This is a genomic window from Streptomyces sp. NEAU-174 (assembly GCF_052665095.1).
The window spans coordinates 294,111-314,165 of the sequence record NZ_JBQTCE010000003.1 but is presented as its reverse complement, the minus strand read 5'-3'; the positions used below and the strand labels follow the sequence as shown (position 1 = coordinate 314,165).

The following is a 20,055-nucleotide window of genomic DNA, read 5'->3' as shown; positions in this document are numbered from 1 at the left end:
CGCTTCCGCGGGCACCACGGGTCATGGAGACGTCGCCCAGGCCACCACCAGATGGCGCAGACGCCTCCGGATAGTCGCTGGCCTTGCCGCAGGCTGCGAGGGGGCGGGCCGGAAGGGCCCGATGGGGCTTTACGCGGGGTGCGGTGCGGCGGTGGAGTAAGCCTTGAGGGTCTGGAACTCGGTGATGGCCGACGGGCCGCACAGCATGCCGTATCCGCTCTGCTTGACGCCCCCCTGCTCGAAGTGCTCGGACATCACGCCCCAGGTGTTGAGCCAGATGCTGCCGAAGCGCAGGTCTCGCGCGACGCGGCGGGCCCGGATGTCATCGGCGGTGAACACCGCCGCGGCCAGACCGAACTCGGTGGCGTTGGCCCGCCGAACGGCGTCGGCCTCGTCCTCGAAGATCTCGAAGGTCTGGACCGGGCCGAAGACTTCCTGCTGCACGAGGGGCACATCGAGCCGCTCCATCTCCAGCAGCGCCGGGCGGAAGTACGCGCCGCCGGCCAGCTCGGAGTCGGTGACGGGCCCGCCCCTGACGATGACCTTGGCGTAGTCCACCGCGTCCTCGACGATCTTGTCGACCCGTGCGACGCTGGCCTTGTCGATGAGCGGTCCCAACTGGCTGGAGGGGTCCTCGGCCGGCCCGACCTTGACCGTCTCCAGCGCGGCGGCCAGCCGGGCCCGCAGCTCGTCGGCGATGCCGCGCTGGGCCAGCACGCGCGAGCCGGTGCAGCAGAACTGCCCGTTCATCGCGATGGAGCTGGTCACCAGCTGGGGGACCACGACATCCAGGTCGGCGTCGTCGAAGACGACCAACGGGGCCTTGCCCCCCAGTTCGAGGTTGGCGCGCTTGAGTGTGCTCGCGGCCGCGGCGGCGATGGCGCGTCCGACGTGGGTGCTGCCGGTGTAGCTGAGCACGTCGACGTCCGCGGACTCCACCAGGAGCGGCGCCACCTCGTTGCCCGCCTCCGTCACGAGATTCACCACACCCGGGGGCAGGGACTCGGTGGCGGCTACGGCCTCGGCGAAGAGCGTGTTGGTCAGAGCGGTCTGCCCGGGCATCTTCAGCACCGCCGTGCAGCCGGCGCCGATCGCCGGACCGAGCGCGCGGACCAGCAGGATCACCGGGGAGTTCCACGGTGTGATGATTCCGGCGACCCCCATCGGCTCGGGCGACGAGTGGAAGTACAGGCCCGGCGTGGGTTCGGCGGCCCGGCCGGCGATCTGCATGAGCGCGGCGGCGGCGCTGTAGCGCAGCCACTCCACGGACAAGGTCACTTCCCAGGTCGTCTGGGCGAGGAGCTTGCCGTTCTCCCGGGCCAGCGTCCGGGCCATGTCCGGAAGGCGCTCGGCCACCCGGTCGGCCAGTTCGTTGAGCGCCCGGGACCGCAGCGACGCGTCCCGCGACCAGCCCGTGGTGTCGAAGGCGGTCCGCGCCGCCGTGATCGCGGCTTCCGCCTCGGCGCGACCGGCCGAGACGAAGGTGCCGACGACCTCTCCGGTGGAGGGATTGATCGACTCGTGCACTGAGCCGCTGTCACTCCACTCTCCATTGATGAGATTGCGTGCGGGCAGCGTGGTGGACATCGAAGGGCCTCTCTTGCGGGAAAGCGGCGGAGCGCATCGCCCGGATCTGTCCGGGCGAGCGGCCTTGTTTGATGCGTCCACCGTCCATCGCCAGGGAAGTCCCGGCCAGTGCCCTCCGCTACGGGAGGAATCGCAGTACCACCATCGTTTTCGGCCGGACGGTGATACTGAGGCGGTGACGAAAGAATCCAACTCGCTCGGCACGGCGCTGCGCCGCTGGCGTGACCGGCTCGATCCGGCCGCCGTGGGCCTGCCTGTAGCGGGTAGGCGCCGGGCTCCGGGCCTGCGACGCGAAGAGCTCGCCGTGCTGGCCGGTCTCTCGGTGGACTACCTCGTCCGTCTGGAACAGGGACGGTCCGCACGGCCTTCCGAGCAGGTCGCCGAGACTCTGGCGCGCGTGCTCCAGCTGGAGGAGTCCGAACGGGACCATCTGTACCGTCTCGCGCACCTTCCGGTGCCGGGGCCGGGACGCATCTCGACCCACATCCCGCCGAGCGTGCAGCGCCTGGTCTCCGCCTTCACCGACAAGGCGCTGGCCGTCTTCGCCGCGGACTGGACACTGATCACGTGGACACCGCTGTGGTCCTCGCTCGTCGGCGACCCCACGCACGCCCCGGCGGATCAGCGCAACCTCGTACGCGACACGTTTCTGCCCGGACGCACCCTCGGGAGCTGGCCCATCCTGCCCGAAGGCGGCCAGGACGCGATGGAGTCCTCGCTCGTCGCCGACCTCCGTGCCACACAAGGCGCCTACCCTGACGACCCGCGCCTGCGCGGCCTGGTGCGGGAATGCGCCACCGGCAGTACCCGATTCGCGCACCTTTGGTCACAGAGCACCGCCGCCGGCGCGCTCGGTCACGAACGCAAGACGATCGTCCACCCCATGGTCGGCGACCTCACCCTCGACTGCGACATCCTCACCGTCCCCCGGTCGGACCTGCGCATCGTCACCTACACCGCGGCCCCCGGCACGCCGCCCGCGGAGCAACTCGACTTCCTCAGAATCAGCGCGGTACACACCTCTTTCCCCGCGGAAACTCCGTAGGCGCACACCTCTCGTGCGGTCGGATGCCCGGGCGGGGCGACCTGGACAGCTGTGGCAGCCGTACGGGGAGGGCGCAGGGGAGCGCGTCATCCGGCCGTCCGGTCCCTGGCGCGCCATCCGCCGCTGCCATCGACGCTGCCTCACCACCTCACCACCTCGCGAGTGCAACCACTCGTCTCCGAAAGGCGTTTGCATGAAGACCATTCTCATCACGGGAGCGTCGGACGGCCTTGGCCGCGCGCTGGCCGAGGAACTCGCCGGCACCGGTGTCACCGTGAACTCACTTCACCCTGCGACGTTCATGGCCACGGCCATGACCCATGCCTCGGGTGTGGACGTCAAGGAGCCTGTCGAGAAGGGGGTGGCTGCCACGTCGCGCCTGGTGAGCGATCCCGAACTCGCCACGGTGACCGGACGCTTCTACAACGGCGAAACGGAAACGCCGCCTCCCCACTCCGAGGCCCTCGCACCCCCGTATCGTCGTCGACTCGCCGACCTGACGGACGAACTGCTCAAGCTCGCCTCTGTCTGATCCCCCGGTCGCGGTGGACCGTGTCCCGCGTCCCGCCGAAACGGGCGATCGCCTCCAGGACCGCGCCCCGCATCGTCGGACTGCCCGTGTGTCCCGAGTCGTCGATCACCTTCAGCTCCGCGTCCGGCCAGGCCTTGGCCAGCTCCCACGCGCTCTTGAGCGGGCTGCCCAGGTCGAGTCGCCCGTGGATCAGCACCGCCGGGATGCCGGACAACCGGTGTGCGTCGCGGAGGAGTTGTCCGTCCTCGAGCCATGCGTCATGGGCGAAGTAGTGCGCGCAGATCCGGACGAAGGCCATCAGCGCGTCGTCGGTCTTGTCGCTGTAGTAGCCAGGACTGCCCAGTGCCTCGTGGGCGATGACGGCGTCCTCCCAAGCGCACCAGGCCCGCGCCGCCTTGACCCTGACCGCCTCGTCCGGGCTGTTCACCAGCCGGTTGTACGCCGCGACGAGATCGCCGCCCCGCACCGCCTCCGCCTCCGCCTCCGGCACCGCGTCGCGGAACGCCTCCCAGGCGCCGGGCAGCAGGCGTCCGACCCCGCCGTAGAGCCAGTCGGTCTCCTCCGGCCGGGTCATGGTGACGCCCGCGATGACGATCTCGGAGACCCGCTCGGGGTGGCGCTCGGCGTAGGCGAGGATCAGCGTCGAGCCCCAGGAGCCGCCGTAGAGGAGCCAGCGCTCGATGCCCAAGTGCGCGCGCAGCCGCTCCATGTCGGCGATGAGGTGGTCGGTGGTGTTGTGATCGAGGCTGACGGACGGGTCGGAGGCGTGCGGCAGGCTCTCACCGCAGCCACGCTGATCGAACAGGACGATCCGGAAGACCTCGGGATCGAACATCCCGCGAGCGCTGCGCCGCCCTCCGCTGCCGGGGCCGCCGTGCACGCACAGGGCCGCCTTCCCCCGGGGATTCCCGCTGGTCTCCCAGTAGATCCGGTTTCCGTCGCCGACGTCGAGGAGGCCGTGCGCATACGGTTCGACGGGCGGGAACGGCTCGGCGGCCATGGCGGTCTCCTCCTGAAGGCGCGAACGGAAAGCGCGAAAGAGCAACCTCGCGAGGTTAGTCGACGGCCGGGAGGGCGTCTCCTGATTTGTCCTCAGCTCGTGTGGCCCCCTCGGCGGCTACGTGTTCAGCAGGACTTTGAAGCGGGGACCGCCTGCCCGGGACCGATCGGACCCGGGTCCTGAGCACGCGGTCAGGTGAGACCGGCGTCGCGGGCCAGGAGGGCCGCCTGGACGCGGTTGGTGACGCCCAGCGCGGTGAGGACGCGGCTCACGTGGGCTTTGACGGTGCTTTCGCGCATGCCGAGGCCAGTGGCGATGTCGGCGTTGGTATCGCCCCTGGCCAGGAGCGTCAGCACATCGCGTTCGCGGGGTGTGAGCGCTTCGAGGCGGGCGCGGGCGGCACTCGCCTGGGGGCGGTTGGCGTGGTGGTAGCGGTCGATGAGGCGGCGGGCCGCGGCGGGGTGGAGCATGGCCGAGCCGGTGGCGACGAGGTGGACGGCGCGCAGGATCTCGGCGGGGTCGGTGTCTTTGAGGAGGAAGCCGTCGGCCCCGGCGGCGAGCGCGTTGTAGACGTATTCGTCGAGGTCGAAGGTGGTCAGGGTGATGACTTTCGGAGGGTGGGGCAGGGCCCGCAGACCGGTGGTGGCGGTGATGCCGTCCATACGTGGCATGCGGACGTCGACCAGTGCCACGTCCACGCGGTGGGTGGTGGCCCGTTCAATGGCCTCGACGCCGTCGCTCGCCTGGGCGACGACCTCGATGCCGTCGTCCGTGTCGAGGAGGTCGGCCAGGCCCAGACGGACCAGGGCGTCATCGTCGACGATCATGGCGCGGATCATGTGCGGGGGCCGTTCTGCTCGATGGGTGCGGGGTGGGGGATGCGGGCGGCCAGCCGCCAGCTTCCGGCGCCGTGGGGGCCGGTGTTCAGATGTCCGCCGAGGGCGCTGACCCGCTCCCTCAGGCCGACCAGCCCGAAGCCGGAGGGGGCCGTGTCCGGGGCGGGGGTGCCCGGGCTGTTGGTGACCTCGACGAGCGTGGCGGGCGGATCGTAGGTGAGGCGGACGCGCACAGGGGCGCCCGAGGCGTGCTTGCGGGCGTTCGTCAGACCTTCCTGGACCAGACGGTAAACGGCCAGGCGGTGCGCCGCGGGAGCCTGCTCCGGCTGCCCCTCGACGGTCAGGTCGACCTGCTGGCCGGCCGTGCGTGCCTGCTCGACCAGTTCCCGTACGTCGCGCAGGACGGGAGCGGGCGCGGAGTCGGCCGTGGTGTGCGGGTCGTGCAGGGCGCCGAGGACATCGCGCAGGTCGGTCAGCGCCTGGGTGGAGGTGGTGCGCAGCAGGGTGAGGCGTTCGGCGACCGGGCCGGGCAGGGTGTCGGCCTTGGTGGCCAGGACCCCGGTGTGCAGGGCGATGAGGCTCAGGCGGTGGGCCAGGACGTCGTGCATCTCGGCGGCGATGCGGGTGCGCTCGGCGGCCCGGGCACTCTCCTCGCGCAGTTCCCGCTCGATGCGCAGGTGCTCGACCTGGGCGTTGAGCCCCTGCACCAGGCGGCGGCGGCTGCCTATCCACAGTCCGCCCACCACCGCCAGTAGCAGGAACAGGTTCGCGCCGTACTGCTGTGGCGTCCACAGGGAGACCGCGGTCGGCGCCACCGCGTTGGCGGCCAGGGCGGCGGCGCCGCAGCCCACGGCCACCGCGGCGCGGCGCCGCGCGGCCAGGTCGAACAGCGCGACCAACAGCAGCGGCAGCAGCGGCCATCCCCCCAGCCCCGTCGCGGCCGTGGCCAGGAGCGGAGCGAGGAACCACGGAAGCCGGCGCACGAGCAGGGCCAGCCCGCACACCACCGCCCCCGCGGTACGCGCCGTCAGGTACTGGCCGCCGACGGTCGCGGCGCCGTTCTGGACGGCGGCCCCTGTCAGCAGCAGCACCAGGCCGTATCGCCCGTACCTGGCCCACAGGAGGCTCTTCTTCCGGCTCACGCCGAAATCGTAGGCGCGCGGCCGGTCGCCCTTCCTCCGACGATCTTCCATGCCGTTCCCCTACTTTCGTGGGGGGAAGAGCGTCGTACAACGGCGGATTCACCTGCGCGGGCCGGTTCTTAGCGTCGAGGCCATGGACAACTGGACCACCTCGCACGACCGTGTCCTCGCGCAGCGCCATGCCGAGGGCTGGATGTTCCTCATCGAGGCCGCCCGCGACATGCGCACCACCGGAGCCATCGCCCCCAGCGGAACGGCGCTGGCCCGGGCGCTGACCGAGCCGGTCCGCGCACGGGCCGGGCGGCCACTGAACATTCTGGAGGCGGGGGCCGGGACGGGGGCCGTCACTCGCGTCCTGATCCCGCGGCTGCCGCGCGGCAGCCACCTGGACGTCGTGGAGGCCAACCCGCGCTTCGCCGACCGGCTGCGCCACCTCGCCGTCGCACCCGCCGATGCCGCCGTCGCGGAGCGGGTCCGGGTCCATACCGCCCGCGTCGAGGAGCTGGACACGGACTGTCGCTACGACGTGATCGTCTCCGGCCTGCCCTTCGCCAACTTCGCCCCCGGGGACATCGAGGCGATCATGGACCGGTATCTGGAACTGCTGCATCCGGGCGGTGTCCTGACGTACTTCGCCTATCTGGGCACCCGCCAGGCCCGCACCCTGCTGGCGTCCCGTGCGCGGGTCCGTCGGCACCGGGCGGCGGAGGAGACCCTGGCCCGCTACCGGCGCCGGTACGCGGGCGGCTGCCGGACCGTGTGGGCCAACCTGCCCCCCGCCAGGGTGTGGCGGCTCCAGCGGCCTGCCGCCACGCCCATGCCCACGCCCCCGCGCCCGCAGCCCGCCGCCATCGGAGCGGCAGACCGGTGAACATCCTGGCCAACACCCTCGGCCAGGTGCCCGCCGCGAGTGCCTACGCGATCGTCGCCGTGGCCGTCCTCGCCGAATCCGTCCTGCTGGTCGGGGCCTTCATCCCCACCCTCACCCTGTTGCTGACCGCCGGCGCACTGGCCCGCACCGGGCGGCTCGACCTTCCGTCGCTGGTGACGACCGCCGCGTGCGCCGTGGTGGCGGGGGACTTTCTCGCGCACCGCACCGGGAAGGTCCTCGGCGACCGCCTGCGCACCGGACGCCTCGGCCGCCGCCTCCCCGCCGCCGCATGGCGGCGTGCCGAGGCACTGATGGCCCGCCGCGGGGGCCACGCGGTCTTCCTGGCCCGGTTCCTGCCGATCCTGCGCACCCTCACCCCCCATCTCGTCGGCGCCGCACGCCTGCCCTACCGGCGCATCGCCCCCTACAGCGCCCTGGCCGCGTCGCTGTGGGCCACCGCCGAGGCAGGCACCGGATATACGGCCGCCGCCTCCCTTCAGCGCGCCATCACCCTCGGCGGTCCCGTCCTCGCCGCGACGGCGGCGGCGACGGCCGGGGCCGTACTGGCATGGACGAGGATCCACGGCCGCACGCGGACACAGCCTTTGTCGGACGGGCCCCGGTCCAAGGGGCGGCGTGATACGCAGGGCCCGTGGTGGCTGCGGAAGCAGACACCACGGGCCAGGGAGAGGGATCCGGGTCACCACCAGATGGTGCAGGCGACATCCGGATAGTTGCCGGCCTTGCCACAGGCCCGCATGAGATTGCCCTTGTTGTTGAACGCGTCGGTGTGGTTGCTACCACCGGTGTTGATCTTGGTGACGCTGAGCTGGCTCCAGGTTCGGCCGCCGTCGTAGCTGCGGTCCACCCACACCAGGTCACCCGGGGAGCCGAAGATCCTGCCCCATGCGCATGTCCCGTTGTACCGCAGCTCGATGCCGCGGGAGTGGGTCGAGGCGGACGCGACCGTCCTGGCGTTGTTGGTGTTGCAGCCTTCGGCGGCCTGAGCCGGAGCCGCAGTCACCGCGGTGAGCATGGCTCCGGTGAGCCCTGCTGCGGCGATGGTCCCGAGGAGGGCGTTGCGCGTACCCATGTCTGGTGTCCTTCCGGTTGTGTGAATCGCTCGTTCGGCGACGTTCGGGGTATATCGCGAGCCGGTTGGGACCGGTCCCAACCGGTACGGCCAGATATGGCCTGAAGTAGCAGTTGACGTCTCTCCTTGCGTTCGTCTACGACCGCCGGACGGGGCGCACGGGGAGGTTCGTCGAATCCAAGCCCTCCGGCTCTGGGAACGCGGCCGTCCCCGCGGACAGCTGAGGGTGTGACCACAGACAGGGACATGAGCCGGGAGTCGGGCACCGGAGCGTGCGGAGGGAAGGGCCCGCCACCACCGCCGTGGGAGCCGCCCCCGGAGACCCGGCCGGGTCCCTCACTCCAGCGGCCCGGCCATCCGTTGCACGCCTGCCGCCTGGGCGGTCTTCCGGGCCGCCGTTACCGAGGAGGGGTGGATCGACTGGCCAACCAGGCCGCGACGGCCTCGGCGATGGGCTGGCCGGTCTCCAGCTCGATGAAGCCGAACTGCCCGCCCTGGTTGCACTCGAGGAACCACCAGGTGCCGTCACCGTCCTCGGCGAAATCGAAAGCGCCGTAGGCGAGTTGGGCGAGAGACACGTAGGCACGGACGGCCCCCGCGATGCGGTCAGGTATGCGGGCCGGGGACCAGAGGGCGCCGTTGTCGGTGAAGCGCCCGTCCACCTCCTTGGGGTCGGACAACTTCCGGGCGGCGAACAACTCGTCTCCGACACAGGTCAGCCGGATGTCCGCACGCTTGGGTACGCGCTGTTGAAGAAGGGTGGGGCCGGCTGTCACCCCTGCGAAGTCGGCATCCGGCTCGACACGACTGGTGGGAAGTGCCATCGGTGGGTCACTGGGGTGTGCTCCCGAAATCGACTTCACGACGAGATCCCGGTACCGGGCGGCGAAGTCGCGTGCGATCTGCGGGAAGCTGGTGATCAGCGTGGGGGGCACCGCGAAGCCGCTGTGGTGGGCGACACGCAGCTGCCAGGGTTTGCGGCGGGCCTGCTGGGCCGCGACCGGGTGATTCATCCAGCGCGTGCCCGTTGCGTGCAGAGTTCCGTACAGGGCGTGTTCGGACTCGGCCGTGAGCCATTCGGCCTGATGGGTGGCTTGCGCGGCCGGGCGACCGGGTCTGCGTACCCATATAGAGCGCGGTCCGGTCATGCTCACCACCCGGTCACCGGTCGACAGGTGACCGTGGAAGTCGCCCTGGACGTACTCCGCTGACAGGCTGACCCGGCCGGGGAGGTCGGCAGGGTCCAGGCGTACGACCGGGACGCCCCGGTCGTCCAGGGCCGACACCACCATGTCCGCGGTCACGTCCTCGGCACAGGTCAGTATGAGGACCGTCATGGGACCCGTCAGTCGTCGAAGTGGGTTTTGGAACCTGCCGTGGAGCAGGTGGTGCTCGCGGCCAGCAGCAAGGCGCGGTCGCTGGTGGCCGGGCGGCCGTCGGGCAGGACGTTCCACTGCCGTCTGGGGTCATAGGCGTAAGGGATCACGATGGGCGGGGGCGCGGCAGGGCGGGCGTAGTCCAACGCGAAGGGTTTCAACATGTCTCCTCCTGTTTGACGGAAGGCACGGCGGGTTCCGAGCTGGCTGAGCGGCAGACGGCCGCACTGGCTTCCGAGCCCGCCAAGCCGGCAGCGACCCCGCCCCGTCAAACGCGCACACCGAGGAGGCAGGGCTCAGCACCGGCCGCGTGCTCGTACGTGGATGAGTGACCCCGGTATACGGCTGAGGTCACACCAGTCGGCGGCCTTCTTCACTCACTGCGTGGAGAAACCGGAAACGCGAGGGGTGCGCCGACAGGGGAGGCGCGGCCGAGGAGGCGCTGGGCGGCGCTTTGAGGGCATGGGGAGCGGTGTTGTCCGACGACAGACATCAGGGTGGCTCCGTACTCCGGAACGCCTGCGAGGTGAGCTGTCGGGTTCGGGTTGGAGATTCACCCGGCCGTGTGCTTCCACGGCTTCACCCCTAGCCGTCCGGTACGTGTTGTCCGCACGGCGCAAGTGGGTCCCCCACTCCTGCCCGACGGTGTGATGACGTGCTGCCGCGGCGCCGGTGGGCAGGATTCGGCGGCCCGGCAACGTGGTGTTCGCTTCTCGAACGCCGAGCACGCTAGAGGGACCTCGGTTCGAACACAAGGTCTTCACAAGTGGGCATGAGCGAACTCGCTCCTGGCGCGGTCACGTTCGGGATGGATAAGTGTGACATGCCTGACAACAGGGGCGCGGATGTGTGTGTTGTGTGTCGGCAATCACGTTCCGCCCGGCGTGTGCCCCGCCGAGCGGGGAGCTCAGACCTCCTCGCGCATCAGCCGCAGGTACACCACCGAGAACAACGCACCCACCAGCAGCAACAGCAGGGCCACCGCCGTGCCGTAGCCGATGAGGGACTTGTTGAACGCCTGGTCGTACATGAAGACCGGGAGGGTCTGGCTGCGGTTTCCCGGGCCGCCTCGGGTCATGGCCCAGATGAGGCCGAACACCGACAGCGTCTGGAGGGTGTTCAGCATCAGATTGGTGCCGATGGAGCGGCGGATCATCGGCAGGGTGATGTGCCAGAAGCGGCCGAGGCCGCCGGCGCCGTCGACCTCCGCGGCCTCGGTGATCTCCTTGGGGATCTCCGACAGCGCGGCGGAGTAGACGAGCATCGAGAAGGCCGTGCCGCGCCAGACGTTGGCGAAGGAGACGGCGAGGATGGGCAGGGTGTAGAGCCAGTTCTGGGACGGCAGGCCCAGCCAGTCCAGCAGCGCGTTGAGCGTGCCCTCGCGGCGGAAGAACGCGTACAGCAGGAAGCCCGCCACGATCTCGGGGACGACCCAGGCCGCGATGACGATCGAGCCGGTGAGCGTGCGCACCGGCCGGGAGGCGCGCTGCATCAGGGCGGCCAGGGCTAGGCCGAGGGTGTTCTGGCCGACGAGGGAGGAGAGCAGGGTGAAGACGAGGGTGAGGACGACCGCGTTACGGAAGTCGTCGTCCCCGAAGGCGCGCTGGAAGTTGTCCAGGCCCACGAAGTCCGTGGAGGACGCGCCCGTGAGCTGCATGTTCGTGAAGGCGATATAGACGCAGTAGGCGATCGGGCCACCGAGGAAGAGCAGCAGCATGACGGTGGCGGGGGCGAGCGGGAGCCAGCGCAGGGGGCGGCCGCGACGGGGGCCCGGCCGGGCCGGGGTCTCCGTCGGGGCCGCCGCCACCTTGGTCGCGGTTGCCATCGGGGGGCGGCCCTCAGCCCTGGCCGCCCGCCGCCACCGTGGCGCCGTCGGCGATGGACTTCAGCTGGTCGTCGTAGGACTTCGCGGCCTTCTCCGGTGAGGAGTCACCCGTGGTCGCCGCCTCCATCGCCTCGCCGATCGCCGTGGAGACCTGCGGATAGACGGGGGTGGTGGGCCGGTAGTGGGTGTTCTTCACCAGGCCCGTGAAGAAGGTGATCCCGGGCATGGACGAGGTGTACTTCGGGTCCTGCGCGACGTCCTTGCGGACCGCGATCTGCGCGTCGACGATGTCCCAGGTGACCGCGTTGTCCTTGGTCTGGAGCTGCTGGATGAACTTCCAGGCCAGATCGGGGTTCTTGGACTTCGCGGTGATCGCCCACGTCCAGCCGCCGGACATGCTGACCTTGCCGGGCGCCTGGCCGTGCTGCGTGGGCATCGGGGCCTGGCCGAGGGTCTTGGACCACTCGGGCCACGGCTTGCCGCCGGTCTTCAGCCAGTTCTGGCCGAGCCAGGAGCCGTCGAGGGCGATGGCCAGCTCGCCCTTGGGCAGCCATTCGCTGTAGACGGTGGTGCCGACGTTGGGGTCGAGGGCGTCGGAGATGTCCGGGCCCAGCTTCTCGGAGTAGACGGTCTTGAGGAAGCCGAGGGCGTCGGTGAACCCCTTGCCGCCGGTGACCCACTTCTTGGCGCCGGGGTCGTAGAGTGGGTTCCCGCCCGCCTCGCCCGTGCCGTACAGCAGCATCTCGAAGCCCTGCATCACGGAGGTCTCGCCCGGGGCCTTGCCGGTGTAGACGTTGAGCGGGATGACGCCGGGGACCTTCTTCTTGATCGTGCGCGCCGCCTCGAGGATCTCGTTCCAGTTCTTCGGGGACCAGTCGGCGGGCAGCCCGGCCTTGGCGAAGATCTCCTTGTTGAACCACAGGCCCCGGGTGTCGGTGCCGTCCGGGACGCCGTACGTCTTGCCGTCCTCGGCCTTGGCGGCGGCCTTCGCGGTGTCGACGAACTGGTCCCAGGTCTTCCACTTGGCCAGATACTCGTCGAGGGGGCGCAGATAGCCCGCCTTGATGTCGGAGTTGATCCGGAAGGTGTCCTCGTAGACCAGGTCCGGGGCGGTCTTGGGGGACCGCATCATCTGCTGGACCTTGGTGGCGTAGTCGTTGTCCTGCGCCTGGATCGGGATCAGCTTGACCTTCTTGCCGGGGTTGGCCTTCTCGAACTGCTTCTTGACCTCGGCGAGATGGTTGTCCTTGAAGCGGATCTTGTTGTCGGTGGAGCGGTTGTAGGCGACCTTGATGGTGTCCGGGTCGCTGCCCGAACCGCCACCGCAGGATGTGAGTCCGGCGGTGGCGGCGAGGGTGGCGGCGAGGATCAGTGGGGCGGTGGGGCGCACGGGCACGACCTCCTTGCTGGCCTCTGTGGGCTGCGGGCTGACCGTAAGGTCGGCTTCAACGGAAGGTCAATCCCCGTGACCTGGATGGTCACTTGATCGAGCCCCGCCACCTCGCGCGGCGCGGGCGGGGCTCGGTCCGGTGTCAGCCGGTGTAGCCCGCGAGCGCCTTGGTGAAGTCGTAGGTGCCCTGGTCGATACCGCTGCACGCATCCCCGTCCGTGCCGGAGCCGCACTTGCGGTCGCGGTTGAGCGACCAGAAGCTGACGCGGGCCAGGTGGTGGCTCTTGGCGTAGGAGACCATGTCCTTGAAGTTGTTCAGGGATATCGTCTCGCCCGCGACATCGGTCTTGCCGTTCATCGAGGAGAAGCCGACCTTGCGGTAGGCGGCGTCGGAGGAGAGGCCGTACGCGCTCGCCACCGTGTTCTTCAGACCGTCCACCGCGGACTTGGTGGCCGCCGCCATGTCGATCGAGCCCTGGCCGAAGTCGAACGGCATGACCGTCCAGCCGTCCACGTCGAGCCCGGCGGTGGCGCCGCGCTTGACCAGGTCCTTGCCATTGGAGTCGGGGCCGGACGTGGTGGTGCCGAAGGTGACGTACACCTTGATGCCGCTGTTCTTCTGCTTGACCGTCTTGAGCGCGTCGATCACGCGCTGGCGGACCGTCGCGTTCTCGAACTCGGTCGATTCGATGTCGATGTCGATCGACTTGAGCTTGTAGGCGTCGATGACCTTCTGGTACGCGCCGGCGAGCGCGGAGGCGGAGGAGCACTTCTCGCCCAGCTTGTTACCGCTCCAGCCGCCGAAGGAGACGGTGACATCGCCGCCCGCCGAGCGGATGGAGTTGATCGTCGACTGGTCGTTGCCGCCGGTGAGCGCGCGGGAGCCGTCCCACTTGGGGTTGCAGCCGCCGTCGGACAGCATGAAGGCCATCGTGAACTGCTGGGTGCCGGTGGCCGACATGACGTCCGTGGCCTTGGGCGGGGAGCCCCAACCCAGGTAGAGGTAGGGCCCGTTGAGCCCGCTGGGCGCGGCGGCGGTGTGCGCCGCCCCCGGCGCCGCCTGGGCGGTGGCCGCCGTGGCGACACCCGCGCCGAGCAGGCCGATGGCGGCGGCGAGGGCGAGTCTGCGGTGCGTCGGCTTGGAAAGAGGCATGGCTGATGGAGCCTCCTGGGTGGGGGGTGGGAGGAAGTCGAGCGAGGCTGAACCTAGCGAGGCGGCATGGCCGCGACAAGATGTCGGATAGGAAACTTTCCTATCGGGCTCGTGGGCGACTGGGAGGATGCGCCTCCCAGCAGGGAGGATGCCGGTCCTGGTCCCGGTTCTGGTCGCAGTCGGATACTGACCGCAGGAGGGGCGCGCCCGATCCGTCCTGGAACGCTCGCCGACCGGCGCTCAACGGGTCGCCCGTGTCCGCACCCCGCGTACGGCCCGGAGGCACCCGATGAACCACAAGCGCCCTGGAACGGGCCCGCTCACCGTGACGGTGTTCGTCTTCCCGGGGGTGCGGCTGCTCGACGTGACCGGCCCCATCGAGGTGTTCGCCTCGGCGAACGAGTTCGGCGGGCGCTATCGGGTGCGGACCGCGTCCGAGGACGGGGCGGAGGTGATCACCTCCGCCGGGACCCGCCTCGGCGCCGACCTGCGCGTCGATGATGTGTGTGAGCCCTGCGATGTGCTGGTGATCCCGGGCGGTCCGGACTGGGAAACGCTGATCAAGGACGACGCGCTCCTGGGCGTCGTCCGGCGACTGCATGAGAAGGCCCGCCGCACGGCATCGGTGTGCACGGGGGCGTTTCTGCTGGCGGCGGCCGGACTGCTGGACGGGCGTCGCGCCGCGACGCACTGGCGGCAGTCACACCAGCTGGCCTCACGTTTTCCCTCCGTGCGGGTCAAACCGGACGCCATCTTCGTGCGGGACGGGCGCATGATGACCTCGGCAGGGGTCAGCGCAGGCATCGACCTCTCCCTGGCGCTCGTCGAAGATCACTACGGTGCGGAGGTCGCTCGAGCGGTTGCCAAGGACATGGTCGTCTTCATGCAACGACCTGGGAGCCAGTCCCAGTTCAGCGTCCGCTCCCAGGTCCCGCACTCCCGTCGGGACACCCTCCGCCGGGTGCTGGACGAAGTCGCCGAGAACCCCGGGGCCAACCACACACTGTCGGCCATGGCACGCAAGGCGGGCGTCAGTGTCCGTCATATGACCCGGCTCTTCGACGAAGAGGTGGGAACCACTCCCGCCCGGTATGTGGAGCAGGTCCGGTTGGAGGCCGCCCAGGTACTGCTGGAGACGGGCGATGACGCCATGGCGGTGGTGGCGCGGCGTACCGGGTTCGGTTCGCCCGAGTCGATGCGCAGAGCGTTCGTGCGGCACCTGGGTGTGACGCCCGGCGCGTACCGGACCAGTTTCCGCACGACCGGCGTGGGCACGGAGGACCCAGCGCCCGAAGCCGTCTCGCCGTAGTCGAGGCGCGACGGGCCCTCCCGTGGCGTCGCAGGCGGCCTGGTCAGCGGAAAGCGGATGCCACGAGATCCTTCTGCTCGGCGGCGTGCCGCCGGGCGGAGCCCACGGCCGGGGCCGGCGCAGGCGGTCGGCTGACGCATCCGACGGGACGGTTCGCCGACCGCCGCACCCGCGGCCCCACGAAGGACCAGGCGCCTTGGTTCTCCGGCTCCTCCTGCACCCACCGCACCTCGGCGTCGGCGGGGAAACGGGCGAGTTCCGCGCCGAGCTCGGGCTCCGGGAACGGGTAGAGACGCTCCACGCGGACGATCGCGGTGTCCGACAGGTTCGAGCTTCGCCGGTGGGCGTCCAGGTCGTAGAAGACCTTGCCCGAGCACACCAGCACGCGCCCGGTCCGGGCGGCATCGGCCGTCTCGTCCGGCAGGACCGCACGGAACGCGCCCGTGGTGAGCTCCGTCAGCGTGGAGGTGGCCGCCTTCAACCGGAGCATCGACTTCGGAGTGAATACGACCAGTGGCCTTCTGTGTTCGCGCTCACCGAGCGCTTGCTGCCTGAGCAGGTGGAAGTAGTTGCCGGGCAGGGAGGGCATGGCGACGCTCATGTTCCCGCGCGCACACAGCTGGAGGAACCGTTCGACCCTGGCGGAGGAGTGGTCCGGTCCCTGCCCCTCCAGGCCGTGCGGCAGCAGCAGCGTCACCCCGGAGCGCTGCCCCCATTTCTGCTCGGATGACGCGATGTACTCGTCGACGACGATCTGGGCGCCGTTGGCGAAGTCGCCGAACTGCGCCTCCCACAGCACCAGAGCGTCGGGACGTGCCAGGGAGTAGCCGTATTCGAAGGCCAGTGCCGCCAGTTCGGACAGCATCGAGTCGTAGGGCGCGAAGTCCGCGGCCGGCGCTCCGAGGGAGCTCAGCGGTGTGTACTCCACGCCGGTGCGCCGGTCGGTGAGCACGACGTGCCGTTGCCCGAACGTGCCGCGGCGGGAGTCCTGCCCGGCCAGCCGTACCGGAACCCCGTCCAGCAACAGGGAGCCGACGGCGAGGGTTTCCGCGGTGGCCCAGTCGATCGTTCCCGCGTCCAGCATCGCGGCACGTCGGCGCAGTTGCGGCAGTACGCGCGGGTGCACGGTGAAGTCCTGCGGCGGACTGGTCTGGGCCGCGATCACGTGCCGGGCGGTCGCCTCGGTGATCGCGGTGGGCGCTTGAGCGACGGCCGCGTCTCCGGCGTCTCCGACGCCCCCGGCGTCCCCGGGAACGACGCGTGCCGGGGAGCGGCCGGGAACCGGAAGCGCCTGGGTCTCGACGAAGGCACGCTCGAGGCGTTCCCGGTAGTCCCGCAGGGCGCCTTCCACCTGCCGTTCGCTGATGTCTCCCCGGCGGATCAGCGCCTCGGCGTACAGCTTGCGCACCGAAGGTCTGGCGACGATGCGGTCATACATCGCCGGCTGCGTGATGGATGGATCATCGACCTCGCTGTGGCCGTGGCGCCGGTAGCAGATCAGATCGATGACCACGTCCTTGTGGAACGCCTGACGGTAGTCGAAGGCCAGCCGTGCGATACGGACGACGGCCTCGGGGTCGTCTCCGTTGACGTGGAAGATCGGGGCTTCGATGGTCCGTGCCGCATCGGTGGCGTAGCCGCTCGTACGGCCGTAGGCGGGTGAGGTCGTGAAGCCGAGCTGGTTGTTGATGACGATGTGGACCGTCCCCCCGGTGCGGTAGCCGGGCAGCTGGGACATGTTCAGCGTCTCGCCGACCACACCCTGACCGGCGAACGCGGCATCCCCGTGGACGACGATGGGCAGGACGGGGAAGGTGTCGGCACCGTCCGCGGCCACCTCCTGCTTGGCGCGGACCACTCCCTGGGCCACCGGCCCCACGATCTCCAGATGCGAGGGGTTCGCCACGACGGAGACGGCGATGGTGCCGCCGTTCAGGGCGCGATAGGTCCCCTCAGCACCGAGGTGGTACTTCACATCCCCGGATCCCTGGACCGACCGGATGTCCACCGCGTCGTCGAACTCGTGGAATATCTCCGCGTAGGACTTGCCGACGATGTTGGCGAGCACATTGAGCCGGCCGCGGTGTGCCATACCGATGACGGCTTCCCTCACCCCGGTCTTGACGGAGCGGTGCAGCAGGGCGTCCAGCAGCACGATCGCGGACTCGCCGCCTTCGAGCGAATACCGTTTCTGGCCCACGTATTTGGTGTGCAGGAACGTCTCGAGGGCCTCTGCCGCGCCCAGCCGGTAGAGGATCTGCAATTGTTCGGCGCGGTCCGCCCCGGGGTGGGGTGATTCGATCCGCCGCTGGACCCAGCGACGTTCTTCGGCGCTCTGGATGTGCATGTACTGGGTGCCGACGCTCCGGCAGTAGGACTCCCGCAGGACCCGCAGAACGTCGCGAAGGGACATGGTGACCTGCCCGGCGAAGCCGTCGACGACGAACGTCCGCTCCAGGTCCTCGTCACCGAGCCCGAATGCCATGATGTCGAGCTCCGGGTGCGAGCCCCTCCGCTCCGCCGTGAGTGGATCGGTGTCGGCCATCAGATGTCCACGCACGCGATACGCGTGGATGAGCGCCGCGACGCGGACCGCCTTGACCGCATGGTCACTCACCGTGCTGGGATCGTGACGCTCTCGGCCCGTCACGGGGGCGGAGGAGGTGAAGAGGTCGCGCCACGCCTGGTCGACCGAGCCCGGGTCGTGCAGATACCGCTCGTGCTGCTCCTCGACAAGCCATTCGTTGAGGCCGAATTCCAGCTCATACGACTGTGTCATGCCATCCACGCTAAAACAGCTGGAAAGATGAGAAGGCAGGCGAATATGTCATAAGGGCAGCACATCAGGACATGCCGCGTGCCGGGCCGAGCAGGAGGTGCCGGGCGGCATGGCGCAGGGAGTGGCCGCTCACCACCACCCAGGCGATGACGAGCAGCCCATAGAACGCCACGGCGATCCAGGCGAACATCTCCGAACCGGTCCGTGCCGCGAGGGCGCTGGTGGCGGTCACGCAGGCGCCGACCGGGAAGATGAAAGACCACCACGTCGGCGCGAACGGCAGCCCGGCCCGGATCGTCCGTACGGTCAGTCCTGTGGCCAGCGCCACCCACAGCATGGCGAAGCCCCACACCACGATCCCGCCCAGCAGCGCGAACACCTCGGCGCCCCGCGCGTAGAGTGCGGGCAGCGCGCTCGGTGCCACCGCGGCCAGCGCACCGAGCGCCGTCACCGACTGGCCCAACGCCCCCACCCCGATCCACACCGTGGGCACCACCGTTCCGGTGGGGGCCTCATGGTGCACCAGACGGCCGTAGATCATGGCCAGCACCAGCAGCGCCGCCACCAGGCCGAGTCCGAGCATCGCGTAGCAGCCCAGCACCAGGGCGAGCCGCGGCTGCCCCGCCGGTGCGTGAGGCACGAGTAGCGCGCCCGTCGCGGCCGAGACCATCGGCGGCACCACCGGCATCAGCCAGCCCCCGAACGCCGCGTCCGGCGTGAAGCGGTGCCGGGTGACCATCAGATAGGGCACCGTGCAGGCCGTGACGAGGCCGAGCACGGTGCCGAGCGACCACAGCACCCAGGCCACGTCCAGCGCCGTCCCGGTCCCGATCAGCGGGCGGCCGAGCAGCAGCGCCCCGGAGCCCACCGTGAGCAGCGCCATCGGCGGCGCGCCGAAGAACTGGGCCGTCACCGGATCACCGGCGTGCGACCGCAGCGCCCGCTGCCGAAGGTAACCGACGGCCAGCAGGACCAGCAGGAGCGCGGCGCCCAGCCAGACCACCGTGGCGGCGGTCCGCAACATGTGGGAGCTCCGCGGCAGGGTGACCGCCGCGTTGGCGACGATGCCGGTGCCCATCACGGCCGCGAACCAACTGGGGCCGAGGAGCGGACGCCTCTTGCTGTCTGCCGTAGGCGCCAAGGGGACGACGCACGGGGAACAATTCATTCCGCAAACCTAGGTGCGGATCGGGCCGGCACTGTCGTGCATGTCCTGATGTAAGCGCGGCATGGCACACATCGAGCGACCGCCGTAGCGTCTCCTAGTGCTCGCTGAGCCAGCGGTACAGCAGTTCGGGCCGGCCGATCTGGCCGTAGTGCGGGGCGCGGGCGGCGCGCCCGGCCTCCACCAGGTGCTCCAGGTAGCGGCGGGCGGTGATCCGGGAGATTCCCACGGTCTCGGCGGTCGCCGCGGCCGAGATGCCCTCCTCCTCCGCGCCGCGCAGCGCCTCGGTGACCGCGTGCAGGGTGGCCTGGGTCAGCCCCTTCGGCATCGCGGCGGGCTGCGGCGCCCGCAGCGCGGCGAGCGCCCGGTCCACCTCGTCCTGCCCGCTGGCCTCGCCCGCGGTCGCGCGGAACTCGGCGTACCGGAGGAGGCGGTCCCGGAGGGTGGAGAAGGTGAACGGTTTCAGCACGTACTGCACGACCCCGAGGGAGACCCCGTCGCGGACCACCGCGAGGTCCCGGGCCGAGGTGACCGCGATCACATCCGCGCCGTTCCCGGCCGCGCGCAGCGCCCGTACGAGCTGGAGGCCGTGCCCGTCGGGGAGGTAGAGGTCCAGCAGCAGCAGATCGGCGGGCGTCCGCTCCAGCAACCGCTGCGCGTCCCCGCCACTCCGCGCCGCCCCGACGACGGCGAAGCCGGGCACGCGCTCGACGTACATCCGGTGCGCGTCCGCCGCGACGGGGTCGTCTTCGACGACGAGAACCCGGATCGGCGCCGGATCCCCCGGTCTCGCCTGCGGCGGGCTCATGGACGGATTCCTCTCGAAACGCGGTCGAAACGCGGTGGACATGGAAGCTCGGGGCTCCAATTTACGGAGGGTAACCGCAAGTGGCCAGATCCCTACGGTGACGATTCCCCTACGGCCTGTGCCCCAGGGACTCAGGCCCCGGGA

18 protein-coding genes and 1 riboswitch are annotated in these 20,055 nt (G+C 70.1%); of the genes, 5 read left to right on the top strand and 13 right to left on the bottom strand.

The features are described 5' to 3' along the window. Positions 1-129: 129 nt before the first annotated feature. On the bottom strand, positions 130-1,587 hold the full coding sequence (locus ACT2CW_RS10730; protein ID WP_445516394.1) for an aldehyde dehydrogenase family protein: 1,458 nt from the start codon (positions 1,585-1,587) through the stop codon (positions 130-132). 175 nt (positions 1,588-1,762) lie between these two features. Between ACT2CW_RS10730 and ACT2CW_RS10725 the strand changes: the two genes are divergently transcribed. Then, a complete protein-coding gene (locus ACT2CW_RS10725; RefSeq protein WP_164432948.1) occupies positions 1,763-2,632 on the top strand; it encodes a helix-turn-helix transcriptional regulator in 870 nt (289 codons plus the stop codon). Between the two features lie 193 nt (positions 2,633-2,825). Further along, positions 2,826-3,164, top strand: a complete 339-nt coding sequence (locus ACT2CW_RS10720; protein WP_445516393.1) for a hypothetical protein — start codon at positions 2,826-2,828, stop codon at positions 3,162-3,164. Here ACT2CW_RS10720 and pip read toward each other — a convergent pair. From pip to ACT2CW_RS10705, 3 genes are all read right to left on the bottom strand, one after another. Next, on the bottom strand, positions 3,145-4,164 hold the full coding sequence (gene pip, locus ACT2CW_RS10715) for a prolyl aminopeptidase (protein ID WP_445516392.1): 1,020 nt from the start codon (positions 4,162-4,164) through the stop codon (positions 3,145-3,147). The genes ACT2CW_RS10720 and pip overlap by 20 nt on opposite strands. A 191-nt stretch (positions 4,165-4,355) precedes the next feature. Beyond that, positions 4,356-5,003, bottom strand: coding sequence for a response regulator (locus ACT2CW_RS10710; RefSeq protein ID WP_182470908.1), 648 nt, complete (start codon positions 5,001-5,003; stop codon positions 4,356-4,358). After that, positions 5,000-6,142, bottom strand: a complete 1,143-nt coding sequence (locus ACT2CW_RS10705) for a sensor histidine kinase (protein WP_445516391.1) — start codon at positions 6,140-6,142, stop codon at positions 5,000-5,002. The genes ACT2CW_RS10710 and ACT2CW_RS10705 overlap by 4 nt, the downstream gene beginning before the upstream one ends. Positions 6,143-6,275: 133 nt before the next feature. On the opposite strand from ACT2CW_RS10705, the gene ACT2CW_RS10700 reads away from it, so the two are divergent. Beyond that, positions 6,276-7,013 carry a class I SAM-dependent methyltransferase gene (locus ACT2CW_RS10700; protein WP_445516390.1) on the top strand — a complete coding sequence of 246 codons (738 nt, stop codon included), beginning with the start codon at positions 6,276-6,278 and terminating at the stop codon, positions 7,011-7,013. Beyond that, entirely contained in the window at positions 7,010-7,747 is a 738-nt protein-coding gene (locus tag ACT2CW_RS10695) for a DedA family protein (protein WP_445516389.1), read from the top strand. Before ACT2CW_RS10700 ends, ACT2CW_RS10695 begins: the two co-directional genes overlap by 4 nt. Here ACT2CW_RS10695 and ACT2CW_RS10690 read toward each other — a convergent pair. The 6 genes from ACT2CW_RS10690 to ACT2CW_RS10665 form a co-directional block, all read right to left on the bottom strand. Next, a complete protein-coding gene (locus ACT2CW_RS10690) occupies positions 7,714-8,106 on the bottom strand; it encodes a glycosyl hydrolase (RefSeq protein ID WP_182470904.1) in 393 nt (130 codons plus the stop codon). The genes ACT2CW_RS10695 and ACT2CW_RS10690 overlap by 34 nt on opposite strands. A gap of 398 nt (positions 8,107-8,504) precedes the next feature. Beyond that, complete coding sequence (gene tgmB, locus ACT2CW_RS10685; RefSeq protein ID WP_445516388.1) at positions 8,505-9,443, bottom strand: ATP-grasp ribosomal peptide maturase; 939 nt, start codon at positions 9,441-9,443, stop codon at positions 8,505-8,507. 8 nt (positions 9,444-9,451) lie between these two features. Further along, the gene (gene tgmA, locus ACT2CW_RS10680) at positions 9,452-9,643 is read right to left on the bottom strand and encodes a putative ATP-grasp-modified RiPP (RefSeq protein WP_182470936.1); all 192 of its coding nucleotides are present in this window, start codon (positions 9,641-9,643) and stop codon (positions 9,452-9,454) included. 340 nt (positions 9,644-9,983) lie between these two features. Further along, a riboswitch (cyclic di-AMP (ydaO/yuaA leader) is annotated at positions 9,984-10,140 on the bottom strand. Between the two features lie 249 nt (positions 10,141-10,389). Beyond that, positions 10,390-11,307: a carbohydrate ABC transporter permease gene (locus ACT2CW_RS10675; RefSeq protein WP_445516387.1), complete on the bottom strand. Its 918-nt coding sequence runs from the start codon at positions 11,305-11,307 to the stop codon at positions 10,390-10,392. Between the two features lie 13 nt (positions 11,308-11,320). Further along, a complete protein-coding gene (locus ACT2CW_RS10670) occupies positions 11,321-12,697 on the bottom strand; it encodes an ABC transporter substrate-binding protein (protein WP_445516386.1) in 1,377 nt (458 codons plus the stop codon). 142 nt (positions 12,698-12,839) lie between these two features. Further along, entirely contained in the window at positions 12,840-13,850 is a 1,011-nt protein-coding gene (locus tag ACT2CW_RS10665) for a chitinase (protein WP_445516385.1), read from the bottom strand. Between the two features lie 289 nt (positions 13,851-14,139). Between ACT2CW_RS10665 and ACT2CW_RS10660 the strand changes: the two genes are divergently transcribed. Further along, positions 14,140-15,159, top strand: coding sequence for a GlxA family transcriptional regulator (locus ACT2CW_RS10660; RefSeq protein WP_445516384.1), 1,020 nt, complete (start codon positions 14,140-14,142; stop codon positions 15,157-15,159). 43 nt (positions 15,160-15,202) lie between these two features. Here ACT2CW_RS10660 and ACT2CW_RS10655 read toward each other — a convergent pair whose 3' ends face one another. The 3 genes from ACT2CW_RS10655 to ACT2CW_RS10645 all read right to left on the bottom strand — a co-directional run bounded on the left by ACT2CW_RS10655 (position 15,203) and on the right by ACT2CW_RS10645 (position 19,911). Further along, positions 15,203-17,938, bottom strand: coding sequence for a multifunctional oxoglutarate decarboxylase/oxoglutarate dehydrogenase thiamine pyrophosphate-binding subunit/dihydrolipoyllysine-residue succinyltransferase subunit (locus ACT2CW_RS10655; RefSeq protein WP_445516383.1), 2,736 nt, complete (start codon positions 17,936-17,938; stop codon positions 15,203-15,205). A 64-nt stretch (positions 17,939-18,002) separates the two neighbouring features. Further along, the gene (locus ACT2CW_RS10650) at positions 18,003-19,079 is read right to left on the bottom strand and encodes a TDT family transporter (RefSeq protein WP_445516382.1); all 1,077 of its coding nucleotides are present in this window, start codon (positions 19,077-19,079) and stop codon (positions 18,003-18,005) included. Between the two features lie 121 nt (positions 19,080-19,200). Continuing rightward, positions 19,201-19,911: a response regulator gene (locus ACT2CW_RS10645; protein ID WP_138917617.1), complete on the bottom strand. Its 711-nt coding sequence runs from the start codon at positions 19,909-19,911 to the stop codon at positions 19,201-19,203. Positions 19,912-20,055: the final 144 nt, after the last annotated feature.

Coding starts and splice junctions, on each gene's coding strand:
- tgmB (WP_445516388.1), bottom strand. CDS start 9,443: ATGACGGTCCTCATACTGACCTGTGCCGAGGACGTGACCGCGGACATG.
- ACT2CW_RS10645 (WP_138917617.1), bottom strand. CDS start 19,911: ATGAGCCCGCCGCAGGCGAGACCGGGGGATCCGGCGCCGATCCGGGTT.
- ACT2CW_RS10665 (WP_445516385.1), bottom strand. CDS start 13,850: ATGCCTCTTTCCAAGCCGACGCACCGCAGACTCGCCCTCGCCGCCGCC.
- ACT2CW_RS10720 (WP_445516393.1), top strand. CDS start 2,826: ATGAAGACCATTCTCATCACGGGAGCGTCGGACGGCCTTGGCCGCGCG.
- ACT2CW_RS10730 (WP_445516394.1), bottom strand. CDS start 1,587: ATGTCCACCACGCTGCCCGCACGCAATCTCATCAATGGAGAGTGGAGT.
- ACT2CW_RS10700 (WP_445516390.1), top strand. CDS start 6,276: ATGGACAACTGGACCACCTCGCACGACCGTGTCCTCGCGCAGCGCCAT.
- ACT2CW_RS10655 (WP_445516383.1), bottom strand. CDS start 17,938: ATGACACAGTCGTATGAGCTGGAATTCGGCCTCAACGAATGGCTTGTC.
- pip (WP_445516392.1), bottom strand. CDS start 4,164: ATGGCCGCCGAGCCGTTCCCGCCCGTCGAACCGTATGCGCACGGCCTC.
- ACT2CW_RS10675 (WP_445516387.1), bottom strand. CDS start 11,307: ATGGCAACCGCGACCAAGGTGGCGGCGGCCCCGACGGAGACCCCGGCC.
- ACT2CW_RS10710 (WP_182470908.1), bottom strand. CDS start 5,003: ATGATCCGCGCCATGATCGTCGACGATGACGCCCTGGTCCGTCTGGGC.
- ACT2CW_RS10660 (WP_445516384.1), top strand. CDS start 14,140: ATGAACCACAAGCGCCCTGGAACGGGCCCGCTCACCGTGACGGTGTTC.
- ACT2CW_RS10690 (WP_182470904.1), bottom strand. CDS start 8,106: ATGGGTACGCGCAACGCCCTCCTCGGGACCATCGCCGCAGCAGGGCTC.